General features: G+C 64.2%; 15 protein-coding genes. 11 read left to right on the top strand and 4 right to left on the bottom strand.

Annotation, left to right across the window (positions count from 1 at the left end):
- The first annotated feature begins 90 nt into the window (after positions 1-90).
- Entirely contained in the window at positions 91-1,350 is a 1,260-nt protein-coding gene (gene sbmA, locus LB551_RS13800) for a peptide antibiotic transporter SbmA (protein ID WP_140551098.1), read from the top strand.
- Positions 1,351-1,385: 35 nt separating this feature from the next.
- On the opposite strand, the gene LB551_RS13805 is transcribed toward sbmA, so the two are convergent.
- Entirely contained in the window at positions 1,386-2,399 is a 1,014-nt protein-coding gene (locus LB551_RS13805; protein WP_224659712.1) for a polysaccharide deacetylase family protein, read from the bottom strand.
- A gap of 190 nt (positions 2,400-2,589) precedes the next feature.
- Between LB551_RS13805 and LB551_RS13810 the strand changes: the two genes are divergently transcribed.
- Both LB551_RS13810 and der read left to right on the top strand, forming a co-directional pair.
- On the top strand, positions 2,590-3,255 hold the full coding sequence (locus LB551_RS13810; protein ID WP_224659529.1) for a tetratricopeptide repeat protein: 666 nt from the start codon (positions 2,590-2,592) through the stop codon (positions 3,253-3,255).
- A 3-nt stretch (positions 3,256-3,258) separates the two neighbouring features.
- Positions 3,259-4,692 (top strand): ribosome biogenesis GTPase Der, encoded by a 1,434-nt coding sequence (gene der / locus LB551_RS13815; RefSeq protein ID WP_224659530.1) that lies wholly within the window; start codon positions 3,259-3,261, stop codon positions 4,690-4,692.
- Between the two features lie 148 nt (positions 4,693-4,840).
- On the opposite strand, the gene LB551_RS13820 is transcribed toward der, so the two are convergent.
- Complete coding sequence (locus LB551_RS13820) at positions 4,841-5,761, bottom strand: LysR substrate-binding domain-containing protein (protein WP_224659531.1); 921 nt, start codon at positions 5,759-5,761, stop codon at positions 4,841-4,843.
- 117 nt (positions 5,762-5,878) lie between these two features.
- On the opposite strand from LB551_RS13820, the gene LB551_RS13825 reads away from it, so the two are divergent.
- The 7 genes from LB551_RS13825 to LB551_RS13855 all read left to right on the top strand — a co-directional run bounded on the left by LB551_RS13825 (position 5,879) and on the right by LB551_RS13855 (position 11,490).
- A complete protein-coding gene (locus tag LB551_RS13825) occupies positions 5,879-7,234 on the top strand; it encodes an MFS transporter (RefSeq protein ID WP_224659532.1) in 1,356 nt (451 codons plus the stop codon).
- A 68-nt stretch (positions 7,235-7,302) separates the two neighbouring features.
- Positions 7,303-8,484, top strand: coding sequence for a cell wall hydrolase (locus tag LB551_RS13830; RefSeq protein ID WP_140551092.1), 1,182 nt, complete (start codon positions 7,303-7,305; stop codon positions 8,482-8,484).
- 256 nt (positions 8,485-8,740) lie between these two features.
- Entirely contained in the window at positions 8,741-9,139 is a 399-nt protein-coding gene (locus LB551_RS13835) for an AtpZ/AtpI family protein (protein ID WP_140498124.1), read from the top strand.
- An 87-nt stretch (positions 9,140-9,226) separates the two neighbouring features.
- A complete protein-coding gene (locus LB551_RS13840; protein ID WP_140497962.1) occupies positions 9,227-9,985 on the top strand; it encodes a F0F1 ATP synthase subunit A in 759 nt (252 codons plus the stop codon).
- Between the two features lie 84 nt (positions 9,986-10,069).
- Positions 10,070-10,294 (top strand): F0F1 ATP synthase subunit C, encoded by a 225-nt coding sequence (locus LB551_RS13845; protein ID WP_140497964.1) that lies wholly within the window; start codon positions 10,070-10,072, stop codon positions 10,292-10,294.
- 94 nt (positions 10,295-10,388) lie between these two features.
- A complete protein-coding gene (locus LB551_RS13850; protein WP_224659533.1) occupies positions 10,389-10,988 on the top strand; it encodes a F0F1 ATP synthase subunit B in 600 nt (199 codons plus the stop codon).
- A 10-nt stretch (positions 10,989-10,998) separates the two neighbouring features.
- Positions 10,999-11,490: a F0F1 ATP synthase subunit B gene (locus tag LB551_RS13855; protein ID WP_140551090.1), complete on the top strand. Its 492-nt coding sequence runs from the start codon at positions 10,999-11,001 to the stop codon at positions 11,488-11,490.
- A 131-nt stretch (positions 11,491-11,621) separates the two neighbouring features.
- Here the strand turns inward: LB551_RS13855 and LB551_RS13860 are convergent, their stop codons facing one another.
- Together LB551_RS13860 and LB551_RS13865 are read right to left on the bottom strand one after the other, a co-directional pair.
- Complete coding sequence (locus tag LB551_RS13860) at positions 11,622-12,317, bottom strand: ribonuclease HII (protein WP_224659534.1); 696 nt, start codon at positions 12,315-12,317, stop codon at positions 11,622-11,624.
- Between the two features lie 142 nt (positions 12,318-12,459).
- Positions 12,460-13,614 carry a PA0069 family radical SAM protein gene (locus tag LB551_RS13865; RefSeq protein ID WP_140551310.1) on the bottom strand — a complete coding sequence of 385 codons (1,155 nt, stop codon included), beginning with the start codon at positions 13,612-13,614 and terminating at the stop codon, positions 12,460-12,462.
- Positions 13,615-13,764: 150 nt separating this feature from the next.
- Between LB551_RS13865 and LB551_RS13870 the strand changes: the two genes are divergently transcribed.
- The gene (locus LB551_RS13870; RefSeq protein ID WP_224659535.1) at positions 13,765-14,289 is read left to right on the top strand and encodes a glycosyltransferase; all 525 of its coding nucleotides are present in this window, start codon (positions 13,765-13,767) and stop codon (positions 14,287-14,289) included.
- Positions 14,290-14,397: the final 108 nt, after the last annotated feature.

Genomic DNA, 14,397 nt, shown 5'->3' on the forward strand with positions numbered 1-14,397 from the left:
TCGGGCATGGGCATTTTCTTTCCCCCTAATGTGTGACTTTATGCCCGCTGAACTCAGCTGATTTGCGCAAAAATCGAGGAATTCGCCACAGTGTTCGTATCCTTCTTCCCGCAGCCGAAGCTGTTTTTCTCTTCGGCCGCCGTCTGGAGCCTTGCGGCGATCCTGTTCTGGTTTTTCGGGGGTGAGCAGCTGGGCGCCGTCTTCGGCCTGCCGCCGGCAGCCGCCGGTGCGCCGCCAATTATCGGCATCGCCGTCCTCGTCTCGAAGCCGTTTCTCTGGTTCTACATCTACTTCGCGTTTTGTGTGTTGGCCTTCTACGCTTTCTGGAGCTGGTATTCTCCGCATCCGTGGCAGCGCTGGTCTATCCTGATGACTGCGGTCATCCTGTTCTTCATCTATTTCAATGTGCAGGTCAGCGTTGCCGTCAACGCCTGGTACGGCCCCTTCTTCGACTATGTGCAGGGGCTGATGTCGGGCACTGGAAAATCGACCAACGCCGAATTCTACATAGGGCTGGCCGATTTCTCGTGGCTTGCGCTGGTCGGCATGAACGTGCAGGTGGTCAACGCCTTTATCGTCAGCCACTGGATTTTCCGCTGGCGCACGGCGATGAACAACTACTTCGTCGAGAACTGGGGCAGGCTGCGCCATATCGAGGGCGCCTCGCAACGTATCCAGGAGGACACGATGCGGTTTTCCCAGATCATGGAAGATCTGGGTTCCAGCTTCGTCCAGTCGATCATGACGCTGATCGCCTTCCTGCCGGTCATGATCCAGTTGCAGGCCCATATAACCGAGTTGCCGATCATCGGCGCGATCCCCCAGCCATTGGTGGTCGCGGCACTGGCCTGGTGTCTGTTCGGAACGATTTCGGTCATGATTGCCGGCATGAAGCTTCCAGGGCTGCAGTTCCGCAACCAGCGCGTGGAGGCGGCCTACCGCAAGGAACTCGTTTATGGCGAGGATCACGCCGACCGGGCCCAGCCCGCCACCACCGCCGCGCTGTTCGCCAACGTCCGCCACAATTATTTCCGGCTCTATTTCCACTACATCTATTTCAATGTCGTCCGGTACACGTACCTGCAGGCCGACAATATTTTCTCGCTGCTGATCCTGGGGCCGTCGCTGGTCGCCCATAAGATAACGTTCGGCGCGCTGAACCAGATTTCGAACGCTTTCGGCAAGGTGACGGGTTCTTTGCAGTTCCTGCTCACCTCCTGGTCGACCATCGTCGAGCTGCAATCGGTGCATAAGCGCCTGCGCGCCTTCGAGGCGACGTTGCAGGGCGAGCCGCTGCCGGAAATCGACCAACGCTATCTGGCACGGCAAGGCGCCGAGGATCCCGCTTAGGCAGGGAAGACCTGGGTGCGAAACGGGTTGGCGGCTCAGCCGCCGACCGAAACCTGCTTCTGGCCAGCACCCTGCCGCGTGATATAATCGCGAAAACTGATGCATTCGACGTCTGATTTGACGCAGACCTCGCCGGCAAAACGCTCCAGCGCGTTCCAGTAGGCGCCGTCATTCATCAGCGTGAAGTGGAAGCCGAGTTCCAGCGGAACGCGCTTGCCTTGATACTGCGCGTCGAAGGCGGCGCGAAACGCCTGATAGGTCCGGTCGGCGAATTCCGCCGCGCCGCTCGGCCGCTCGAAGCCGCCGGAATGCCTGACATAGAGATTGTAGTCCATGGCGATCACCCGCCGCGATTTCGGTCCCTCCGGAATCTGCGGCAGTGAAAAGCGGGTGATGCCGCCGGCGGTCGGCGGATGAACAGGACCGCGCGAGACGCCGCTGGCGTCGAACCGGTAACCGGCGGCGGGCAGCGCCTCGTAGAGTGCCTTGCTCGTCGACAGATAGGGCGCGCGGAAGCCGACCACCGCGTGCCGGGCGAAATCGCGCCAGCCATCGGGCTCGGGCGCAATCCCGTTGATCGCGTAGGCGTTCTCGAGAATGTGCTCGAAGGCACCGAATTCCTTCAGCCAGTCGGCCTTGCTCCAGTCCTTGCCGTCGAAATGGCCGCAGGCGTGGCTGGCGATGTCGTGGCCTTCATGTGCGGCAAGCCCGATCTGTTCGAGCCGATCGGCCACTTCCTGTTTGGACGCGGCAAAGCCGATGTTGGATTTGCCCGATGTCTTGCCCGGCGCGGTGTATTGGCTGCGCGTTTCCGGCGACAGCAGGAAGACACAGGAGAGGAAATAGGTGAAATGCGCGCCGGTGCGCTGCGCCAGCGCCCGGCTGCGCTTCCATTGCGAGATGTCGCGGGCGCTGTCGAAGGAGATGATGACGACCTGCTTCGGCCTTGCCGGCAAAGGCGCCCGCGAGCCGGGTGGATCGGCGAAAGCCGCACCGGCCGTGGCAAGCGAAGCGAGACAGAACGCGGCAACGCGAGACGAAAAGGATATTGGCAACAGCTACTGGCCCCGAGCGGTTTTGGCCCCGCTATAGCGCAAATGTGGCGTGGGTGCGGTGGGCTTTTCGTCCGTTTGCCCCGCGAATGGGTGATTTTCCGGTCGAACCCCTTCCATGCCGACAAAATTTCGCTAAAACGCGGGCTCGCGAACGCCCCGTCCCGGGGCAGGAATGGTTTTATTGATGTCCGACGACAGTTTTATCCGTGAAGTCAACGACGAGATCCGTCGCGAACAGGCGCAGAAGCTGTGGGACCGTTTCGGCCCGGCCCTGCTTGTGGTCGCGGTGCTGGTCGTGCTCGGCACCGCCGCCTTCGTCGGCTATCGCTACTGGGACGAGACCCGCGCCAACCGTTCGGGCGATGCCTTCTCGCAGGCGTTGAAGCTGGCCAATGACGGCAAGAATGACGAGGCGCTGGCCGCGCTCGATCAATTGGAGAAGGATGGCTACGGCGCCTATCCGCTGCTTGCCCGCATGCGCGCTGCCACCGTCAAGGCCGACAAGGGTGACGTCGATGCCGCCGTCAAGGATTTCGACGAGGTGGCTGCCGACGCCGCCATTCCCCAGGGCCTTCGCGACATGGCGCGGCTGAGGGCCGCGCTGCTGCTGGTCGATCACGGCTCCTTCGCCGATGTGTCGAGCCGCGTCGAGGCCCTGACCTCGGACACAAACACGCTGCGCCACACCGCGCGCGAGGCGCTTGGCCTCGCCGCCTGGAAGGAAGGCAAGACCCAGGACGCGCTGAAGCTGTTCGATCAGATCGCCGCCGATGACGGTGCCCCGCGCAACACCCGGGAACGGGCGACCCTGATGTCCGAGCTGATCCGCGGCTCGGGCAACGCGTCGTGACATATGAGCTTCAAAGTCGCCATCATCGGCCGGCCTAACGTCGGCAAATCGACTCTTTTCAATCGGCTGGTGGGAAGGAAGCTGGCGCTTGTCGACGACACGCCGGGCGTCACCCGCGATCGCCGCGTCCATGCGGCAAAACTTTATGACCTGCATTTCGACGTCATCGACACTGCGGGTTTCGAGGACGCCGGCGCCTCGACACTGCCCGGCCGCATGCGCGCGCAGACCGAGATCGCTATCCGTGAAGCCGACCTGATCTTCTTCACCGTCGACGCCAAATCCGGCCTGTTGCCGGACGACCGGACCTTCGCCGAGATCGTGCGCAAATCCGGCAAGCCCGTCGTGCTGGTCGCTAACAAGGCCGAGGCAAAGGGTGCCCAGGGCGGCATGCTGGAGGCCTGGGAGCTCGGGCTTGGCGAGCCGGTCCCGGTCTCGGCCGAACACGGCCAGGGCATGCCCGACCTGCGCGACGCGGTGATCGCCGCCCTTGGCGAGGCAAGGGCCTTTGGCGAGGATGAGGACGACGACGAGGAGATCGCCTCCAGCGAGGTGCTGATCGGCGAGGATATCGCCGATCCCGACGCCGACGAGGTGCCGGCCTATGACGACACCAAGCCGATGCGCATCGCCGTCGTCGGCCGCCCCAATGCCGGCAAGTCGACGCTGATCAATGCGCTGATCGGTGAGGAGCGGCTTTTGACCGGACCGGAAGCCGGCATCACCCGCGATTCCATCTCGGTCGATTGGGACTGGCGCGGCCGCCGCATAAAGCTGTTCGACACCGCCGGCATGCGTCGCAAGGCCAGGATCCATGAAAAGCTCGAGGTCATGTCGGTGCAGGACGGCCTGCGCGCCATCCGTTTCGCCGAGATCGTCATCATCGTGCTCGACGCCACCATCCCCTTCGAGAAGCAGGATCTTCAGATCGCCGACCTGATCATCCGCGAGGGCCGCGCGCCGGTGATCGCCTTCAACAAATGGGACCTGATCGACAATCCGCAGGAACTCTTGGCCGAACTGCGCGAGAAAACCGAACGGCTTTTGCCGCAGGCGCGCGGCATGCAGGCTGTCACGGTTTCCGCCGAGACCGGACGTGGCCTCGACAAGCTCATGGAAGCCGTCATCCGCACCCACAAGGTCTGGAACAGCCGCGTCTCGACCGGCAGGCTCAATCGCTGGCTGGAAGGCATTCTTGCGCATCATCCGCCGCCCGCGGTTGCCGGTCGCAGGCTGAAGATCAAATATGTCACGCAGGCCAAGACGCGCCCGCCGGGTTTTGTTGTCCAGTGCTCGCGACCGGACGCGATGCCGCAATCCTATGTCCGCTATCTCACCAACAGCCTGCGCGAAGCCTTCGACATGCCGGGCGTGCCGATCCGCATGGCGCTGCGCACATCCGACAACCCCTTTGCCGGCAGGGCCAGGAAGCGCTGAAGCCGGCGCATCGGTGCGGTGAGGAAATCCAAAATGCCGGCGGAACAGAGGGGGGCGCGAAGGGATCGCGGCCTCTCCTCCGTCCTAGATCTCTCCTGCATGTGGGCGGCGGACCAGCTCGGGTCCGTCAGACCGCCTTGCTCAGAAGTTAGGCGGCATCTTTTACGGTCGTGTTCACCTGCGCACTCTCAGGCAGCGCCTCGAAAGCCGACTGCAGCAGAATATCGCCCAGCCGCGCCGCTACCGGATCGAGCTCCGCGTCTTTCCGATGCAGATGCAACGCCATCCTCGGCAGCGCCGGCAGCCCGGCGATCTCCGGCGTCATCGCGCTGACGCTGGCCGGCAGGCCGATGTCGGTGCGGATCGTCAGCCCCAGCCCCGCGGCGACGGCGGCCCAGATGCCGCCCAAGCTCGGGCTGGAGAAGGCCATGCGCCAGGGCAGGCCGGCGCGGTCGAGCGTTTCGGTCGCCACCGTGCGCAACAGGCAAGGTGCTTCCAGCGCCACCAGCGGCAGCGGCTCGCCATGGCGCAGGCTGGTCTCGATGCGCTTTGCCGGGCCGATCCAGCGCATCTGCACGTCGGCGACATGCTGGCTGTAAGGCAGCGTCGCGCCGCTGTGCCAGGCAAGCGCGATGTCCAGGCTGCCCGAGATGATCCGCTCCGCGAGTTCGTCGCTGCGCGCGATGCGGGCCTCGATCTTGACTTTGGGATGGGCACGGGCGAAGCGGCCGAGCACGTCGGGCAGCACCGCCTCGCCAAAATCCTCCTGCAGGCCGAGCCGTACCCAGCCTTCCAGCTCGACGTCATGGATGGCGGAAGCCGCCTCGTCATTGAGCTCGACCAGCCGCCGCGCATAGGCGAGCATGGTCTCGCCGGCTTCCGTCAGCGCCAGGCCGCGTCCCGACTTGCGGAAGATCGGCGTCGCCGCCTGCTCCTCCAGTTTCTTCAACTGCGCGCTGACCGCCGAGGTCGAGCGGCCAAGCCGGTCGGCCGCCTTGGCGAAGCTGCCAAGCTCCATTCCGGTGACGAAGCTCCTGAGGACGTCGAGGTCGAATGTCACGCGTCGCATGATAATCCCGTTTTTTAGGACTTTGTGTTAAAAACTTCCTGATTTTATGGATAAAGCTATGGCGATAGACATGCGCCGTCAAGGCCGGGTCACCGGGCTGCAAACGAGAATGAAACCATGTCCGCCATCGTCACCCGCAGCGATTGTCAGTCGGCGCCACGAGCCGAAGGCTCCGGCTCCAGGACCTTCACGCCCAACCACCGCTGGAAGGTGCTGGGTATCGGCGTCGCCGCCAATGCCGGTTTTTCCGCTACTTTCTCCGGCATACCGGCAACCGCGGTGCTGATGCGCCAGGGCTACCATCTCGGCAATGCTCAGCTCGGCCTGGCGCTTGGCCTTCTCGGTCTGGGCGTTGCGCTCAGCGAACTGCCCTGGGGCCTGCTCACCGATCGCTGGGGCGACCGCCGTGTGCTTTTGACCGGGCTTGGCGCCACGGCGGCGTGGCTGTTCCTGATGGCGTTGCTCATCGTTCCATCCCCGTCCGGCGTGCCCGGCGTGCATGTCCTGGCGGCCGCCTTGCTCGTCACCGGCCTGCTCGGCGGCAGCGTCAACGGTTCGAGTGGCCGCGCCATCATGGGCTGGTTTCGCGAAGGCGAGCGCGGCTTCGCCATGAGCATCCGGCAGACGGCGGTGCCGCTTGGCGGCGGGCTTGGCGCCCTTGTCCTGCCCTCGCTCGCCGCCACGAATGGCTTCGCGGCGGTCTATGGCCTGCTCGCCGTCTTCTCCGTGATCTCCGCCTTCTTCGCCTGGCGCTGGCTCCATGAACCGCCGACGCAGGATTCGGCCGCGCCGACCGTTCTGGCCGGGCCGCCGCCGCTGCGCAATGGCGAGGTCTGGCGCATCGCGACAGCCATCGGCCTGCTGTGCTTTCCGCAAGTGGCCGTACTCACCTTCGCATCGGTCTTCCTGCACGACTTCGCAGGCATGGGAACCCTGGCCACCAGCGCAAGCCTCGCCGCCGTGCAGGCCGGCGCCATGGCGATGCGCGTCTGGAGCGGCCGCTTCACCGACCGCCACGGCAACCGCCGGCCGTTCCTGCGCCTGTGCAGTGCGCTCAGCGCGCTTGCCTTCACGCTGCTTTGGCTGCTGGTCCTGCCCGGCCCGACCCTATCAGGCGGCCAGCCCGTCGTGATGGTTCCCGTGATGCTGATTGTCGCAGGCATCCTGGTCTCCGCCTGGCATGGCGTCGCCTACACCGAGCTTGCCACGCTTGCCGGCGCCGGCCATGTCGGCACCGCGCTCAGCCTCGCCAACAGTTTCGTTTTCATAGGCTTCTTCCTGGTGCCGGTGGCCATTCCGGGGCTTTTGCATCTCTGGTCCTGGCCCGGCGTCTGGTTGTCGGCCGCGGCGTGCGCGTTGATCGCGTGGCCCATCTTCCTGCGGCCGGCCTGCGTGTCCGTCCCGCCGCAAAACCGCCCCACTTCGCAACCACGAGCCCTGAGCCGATCGGGAAAACCCGATCGAAGCTGTTAACGTCCCATCAAGGTTAATGCATCATTTTGCTCTCCAGTGGGGTCAGTAGCGTTCCTGGAGAGAGTTCCGTGCATCGACGTGTCTTGACGCGCCTTGTTGCCGTCGCCGGTGAGAAGAAACGCAGCCTTGTGGCGCCTTTCATCGTCGGCCTCGGCATCTGGATCGGATTTCCGACAGTTTCCGCCTACCAGGACATGACGAGCCTCGTTTCCGGCCTCGAGGCGCCGACCCGCTGGAATTCCTATGTCGAGAAATCCGTCGCCGGATCGGTCCATGCGGCCGAGATGCCGTTTGTCGACGACGCCGTGACGGGTTCGCTCTCCGGGTCGGGGGTGCGCCTGCCCGGGGTCGGCGCCGTCTCCTTTCGCGGCGAGGGTGGCAAGGTCAGCACCTCGCCGGACGAGGACCGCATCGTGCGCGCCGACAAGAAGGGGCGCATCGTCCAGATCTCTCCCGTCGCCCCGCCGAAGAACTTCAACGCCGGCTCGATCTTCGAGCGCACCTCGTCGCTGCTGCGCCCCAGCATGGACAGCGGGTTGAAGATGGCTTTCGCCAAACCCCGGATCAAAGGCAAGGAGATCCAGATCGCCGCGGCATTCCATGCGCGTGAGGACAAGAAGCCGGATCCCGGCGTGTCGCCCATGCTCGCCGCCCTGGTCAATAATGACCACCCGGATGTGCTGGCGACGGCCTATGCGCAGGCCGCACCCGATTATGCCAAGGCGTCGCCCTTCGAGGCCCTGCTCCAGGACGAGGAGCCCAATAACGGCCGTTTCATCCCGCCGATGGCCAAGGGCGACCATTCGTGGATCCAGAATCCGCTTCCGGCAAGCGTCTTCTCCAAGCCCGAGCAGAAATGCCTCGCCAACGGCATCTATTTCGAGGCGCGGGGCGAATCCGTGCGCGGCCAGGCCGCCGTAGCCCAGGTCATCCTCAACCGCGTCCGCAATCCGGCCTATCCCAATTCGATCTGCGGCGTCGTCTACCAGAACGATAGCTGGTTCAACCGTTGCCAGTTCTCCTTCGCCTGCGACGGCAGGAAGAAGCGCATCGACAACCCGGTCGCCTACAAGACCGCGCAGGATGTCGGCATGGCGGTGACCGCCGGCAAGGTCTTCATTCCCGAAGTCGGTTCGTCGACCCACTATTATGCCAATTATGTCCATCCGGGCTGGGCGCGCACGATGCAGAAGATGACCAAGATCGGCCTGCATATCTTCTACCGCACCTATGGCGGCGGCTGGAGCTGAACGCCCGATAGCCGCCGATATTTTCGCACGGCTGCGCGGCCTGGCGAAGAGCCGTCGCGCGGGGGATTCGCGCAAGGCGTCCGCGCCGCCATGGCGGGCACGATGTCGCACCTCGCTACTACTTTGATTTCATTATATAAAATACATGGTAAGGAACTTCCGCCCGTGGCTTGACGGGCGCAAACCCTCTAACTATGTTGCCGGCGACTTTAGAAGCGGACGGACGGTGACGGTCTGCCCGGGCAGGGGGGTTGCGATGGCCGATGAAACTGGGCCAGGCGGAACCGGAGAAACCGGCCGCGGCAAGCAGCACGAAGCCGCCATCCGCGACGACGAACTTGAGCGCCGCCGGCGTGAACTTGAAGCATCGCTTGCGACAAGACGGCCGGACCGGCTCGAGGGGAAAGACGCGAAACCAGTGACCGGGTACGGTCAGGCACTCAAGCTGTCCAGCGAGTTCATCGCCGGGGTGGTGGTCGGTGCCGCCATCGGCTGGATCATCGACCGTCTGGCGGGGACATCGCCATGGGGTCTGATCGTGTTTCTGCTGCTTGGTTTTGGCGCGGGCGTGCTCAATGTCATGCGTTCGGCAGGCGTTGTGGCGGAATTCGGACAGGGCGACAAATCGCGCTCTGGCCGCGACGACAGCAAGTGACCGCCGTTCAGGCGGCACTTGGAAATAGCCGCCTTTCGACGGGCGGCATGGTAACAAGGCCGCATGCGGCACTGACGGGGTTTGAACGTGGCAGCTGACAAGGTCGATCCGATCCACCAGTTCCATATCAACAAGCTGATACCGATCGATATCGGCGGCTACGACTTGTCCTTTACCAATTCGGCGCTGTTCATGGTCGCGACCGTGGTCGTGGCCGCGGCATTCCTGTTTCTGACAACGTCGAGCCGCAGCCTCGTTCCCGGCCGGCTGCAATCGATCTCCGAAATGGCCTATGAATTCGTCGGCAACATGTTGCGCGACGCTGCCGGCACGCAGGGCATGAAGTTCTTTCCCTTCGTCTTTTCCCTGTTCATGTTCGTGCTGGTCGCCAACCTGCTTGGCCTGTTCCCTTATTTCTTCACCGTCACCAGCCACATCATCGTCACCTTCGGCCTCGCCGTCTTGGTTATCGGCACCGTGATCGTCTACGGTTTCGGCAAGCACGGCCTTGGTTTCCTCAAGCTGTTCGTGCCGCAAGGCGTGCCGGTGTTCCTGCTGCCGCTGGTGGTGCTGATCGAAGTGATCTCCTTCGTGTCGCGCCCCGTCAGCCTCTCGGTTCGTCTGTTCGCCAACATGCTCGCCGGGCACATCACGCTGAAGGTCTTCTCCGGCTTCGTCGTCAGCCTCTCGGCGCTGGGCGCGGTCGGCGTCGCTGGCTCGGTTCTGCCGCTGGCGATGGCCGTGGCGTTGACGGCGCTCGAACTGCTGGTCGCCTTCCTTCAGGCCTACGTCTTCGCGGTGCTGACCTGCATGTACCTCAACGACGCCCTGCACCCGGGGCACTAATCAAAAGTTTCCGGCGCAAGAGTTTCCAACATTGCCGCCGGAATGGAATCGCAACGGAATTTCAGATCCAAAGGAGTTGAACAAATGGACGTAGAAGCAGCAAAGTACATCGGCGCCGGCATCGCTTGCCTCGGCATGGGCGGCGCGGGCATTGGCCTCGGCAACATCTTCGGCAGCTACCTCTCGGGCGCGCTGCGCAACCCGTCGGCCGCCGATGGCCAGTTCGGCCGTCTGATCTTCGGCTTCGCCGTGACCGAAGCTCTGGGCATCTTCTCGCTTCTCATCGCGCTGCTGGCCCTGTTCGGCTGAGCCCCTGTTTGGCTGAGCCGTTATTTGGCGAAGCTATGGGAAGATTGGACAGGCCGGCCGCGAGAGCGGCGGGTCTGATATCAGGGGATAGTCCATGTTCGTGACATCTGCCTTTGCGCAAGAGTCCGCGCCTGCCACCGAGGTGGGCCACGCTGCGACGGAAGGCGACACGCATTCCGGCACAAGCGTGCCTGCCGAAGCGCATGGCATGTTTCCGCCATTCGATCCGGCGACGTTTCCGTCGCAGCTTCTTTGGCTGGCGATCACGTTCGGGCTCTTCTACCTCTTCCTGAAGAGGGTGGTGGTGCCGCGCGTCGGCGGCATCATCGATGTCCGCAACGATCGCATCAGCCAGGATCTCGATCAGGCCGCGAAGTTGAAGGGCGAGGCCGACGCCGCCGTTGCTGCCTACGAGCAGGAATTGGCGGAAGCCAAGAAGAACGCCAACGCCATCGGCCAGCAGGCCAATGATGCAGCCAAGGCGGAAGCCGAGACCGCGCGCAAGAAGATCGAGGCCGCGCTCGACGAGAAGCTCGGCGAGGCCGAGGCGCGCATTTCTTCCATCAAGGCCAACGCCATGAAGGAAGTCGGCAGCATCGCCGAGGACACTGCCTCGGCGATCGTCGAGGCGTTGGTCGGCGGCAAGGCCAGCAAGACCGAGATCGCGGCCGCGGTCAAATCCGTGGCCGGGTGAGGAGCGCATCATGGACGCCACATCTCTTGCAACGCTCTGGGCCACGATCGCCTTGGTCATCTTTTTGGCCATCGCGATCTACATCAAGGTGCCCCGCCTGATCGCCAAGGCGCTCGATGCCCGCGCCGCCAGGATCAGTAGCGAGCTCGACGAAGCGCGCAGGCTGCGCGAGGAGGCCCAGCAACTGCTTGGCCAATACCAGCGCAAGCGCAAGGAAGCCGAGCAGGAGGCCGCAGACATCGTCGCCGCGGCCAAGCGCGAAGCCGAACTGCTTGCCGCCGAGGCGCATAAGAAGACCGAGGACTACGTCGCGCGGCGCACCGCTCTCGCCGAACAGAAGATCGGCCAGGCCGAGCGTGAGGCGATCGGCGAAGTGCGCGCCAGCGCCGTCGACATCGCCGTCGAAGCCGCTCGCACGCTGCTCGCCGGCAAGATCGACGCCAAGGCGGGAGCCGATTTGTTCAAGGCCTCGCTGCAGGATGTTAAGGCGAAGCTGAACTGAGCCTTGACCGACGCAGAACAATCAAAGCCGCCTGGGCAACCTGGCGGCTTTTTTGTTGCAGAACGGGGCGAAGCGCTGAAGCAGCCAATCTCCCCCCACGAGGGGGGAGATTGGCTGTTATCGCTGCCGGCTCACTCCAGCCCCGCGAAGCTTTCTTCTTCCACCACCTCGGCACCCCCGAGCCTGAACGGCGCGAAGGACACGCGGTGCAGCCGCGCCACCGGCCCGTGCGTCTCGATCGCGGTGCGATGGCGGACCGTGGCGTAGCCCATATGCACTTCGAAGCCGTAGTGCTGGTGATGGCTGCCGCAGCCGCACATCATGCGGTCGCGCATCACCTTGGCGACGATCGAGGCGGCGGCGATGGATTGCGAGCGCTGGTCGCCCTTGATCAGCGCGCGCCCCGCGCAAGGCAGGCCCGGCGGCACGTCGCGCCCATCGGCAAGCGCGAGCTTCGGCCGCACCGGCAGGCCGGCGACCGCACGGCGCATCGCCTCCAGGCTCGCCTTGAGGATGTTGCTGCCGTCAATGCCCTCGGCGCTGACCGAAGCCATCGACACGCCAAGCGCGGAGCCGATGATGCGCACGAACAGCGCCTCGCGCTGCAAGTGGCTGAGCCGTTTGGAATCGTCGAGGCCGTCGGGGATGTTGGCAGGGTCGAGCACAACCGCAGCCGCCACCACCGGTCCGGCCAGCGGGCCGCGTCCGGCCTCGTCCATCCCCGCCACCGGCCACAGGCCTTCGGCCATCGCCTTCGTCTCGAAGGAGAAATCGGGTTTCTCGACGATTTCGAAGAGAGGCGGAGAATCAGAACGCGCGCGAGCCATGTTGCGGCGAGGTTCGCATCGGCTCTGATTCTCCGCAAGTCCCTCCGGGTCGGGTGGGGCGCCGGACCGGGAGGGCACCGTCTGCAGGCCGGGGCAGGCCGGACGGGATTTTTTCGCCAAGGCGGCAAACAGCCGTGGTCGTTCAAAGCAGCATCAACTGCTCCTGGTCCTTGCCGGCGGCGACGAACTGGTCGGTCCGCAGCGTGCGCCGCTCGGCATTGAGACCGAGCCGCTTGGCGGTGATCTCGAAGCGCCGGCCGATCTGCCAGGCGTAAGGACCCGCGCCCTTCATGCGCTTGCCCCATTCCGAATCGTAATCCTTGCCCTCGCGCATCGAGCGGATCAGCGACATCACATGGCGATAGCGGTCGGGATAGTGGCGCAACAGCCAGTCCTTGAAGATCGGGCTGACCTCGAGCGGCAGGCGCAGCACGACATAGCCCGCCTCGCGTGCGCCGGCATGGTGCGCCGAATCGAGGATGCGTTCCATCTCCTGGTCGGTCAGCCCGGGGATGATCGGTGCCACCATGACCGAAGCGGGGATGCCGGCATCCGCAAGCTGCCTGATCGCCTCCAGCCGCTTGCTCGGCGTCGAGGCGCGTGGCTCCATGGTGCGCGCCAGCATGCGGTCGAGCGTCGTCACCGACAACGCCACCTTGGCGAGGCCCCGTTCGGCCATGCGTGACAAGATGTCGATATCGCGCGTCACCAGAGCGGATTTGGTGACGATGCCGACCGGGTGCCCGCGCGCCTCCAGCACTTCGAGGATCTCGCGCATGATCCGGTACTGCTTCTCGATCGGCTGGTAGGGATCTGTGTTGGTGCCGATGGCGATGGTCCGCGGCTGGTAACCGTCCTTTGACAGTTCCTTGTCAAGCAGGCGCGCCGCGTCCGGCTTGGCGAACAGCTTGGATTCGAAATCCAGCCCCGGCGACAGGCCCATGAAACTATGCGTAGGCCGCGCAAAGCAGTAGACGCAGCCATGCTCGCAGCCGCGATAGGGATTGATCGAACGGTCGAAGGAGATGTCGGGCGATTCATTGCGGGTGATGATGGTGCGCGGCTTCTCGACCTGTACCTCGGTCTTGAAGGGAGGCAGTTCCTCCAGCGAGTTCCAGCCATCGTCGAAGACATGCCGGCTGACGGGCTCGAACCGACCGGACGGGTTGATGCCTGCCGACCGGCCGCGGTTGCGGTCCGGACGCACGCGCATGCCGCTCTGCTCGATCATCGCGTTGGCCATCTCGGCTCGTCCTGCTCCGAAGGCGGCAATGTCGGCGCGCATGATCGGTTCCATCTTCGCCCGCTCCCAGGGACTGTCCATGTTGCTTCGAATCGCTCTGCTCATGAATTTAATCCTATTTGCCGAAAGAGAACAAAGCAAGAACTTTCTATGGTGCACCGCAAAAACTGGCGCTGCGTTCCGCTTTCCGCTATTCGGCAAACGATGCTCACCGTTCTCATCGAGACCCACAATGACGAGGAGGGCCTCGCCCGCACGCTGGCGACGCTGATCGGCGGCGCGGTCGAGGGCGTGGTGCGCGAAGTCATCGTCTGCGACACCGGTTCCACCGACCAGACCCATCGCGTCGCCGAGCATGCCGGTTGCCAGTATGTGACCGACGGGGTCGCGGCGGCCATTCGGCATGCGAAGGGCGATTGGCTGTTGCTGCTGGAACCGGGCGCGCGACTGGTCGACGGATGGATCGACGAGGTCGTTGCGCATACCGCGAAGCAAACCATGGCGGCGCGGTTTTCACGCACACGCGCCGGCCGCGCGCCATTCCTGGCCCGGATCTTCTCGGGAAATCGGGCCTTGGCCGCCGGGCTGCTGATCAGCAAGCGCCAGGCCGCGTCCTTGTCGAAAGATGCCGGCAGCGCCGAGGCCCTCGCTCGCGGCCTGGCGACCAAGCGGCTGGATGCCGAAATCTGGGCCGCTCCGGCAAAACAAGAGCACCGCCCGTCCAAATGATTTTGCAGCTGCTCTGTCTACGTGCGTTGCACATGTGACGCGCAGCTAGCTTCCGATCACGCGGGTGCCGGCGCGCAGGCCGCGGCTGATGATGGAAGTGGTTTGGGC

The organism is Mesorhizobium sp. BR1-1-2 (assembly GCF_020165435.1).
In the GTDB taxonomy this organism is placed as follows: domain Bacteria; phylum Pseudomonadota; class Alphaproteobacteria; order Rhizobiales; family Rhizobiaceae; genus Mesorhizobium.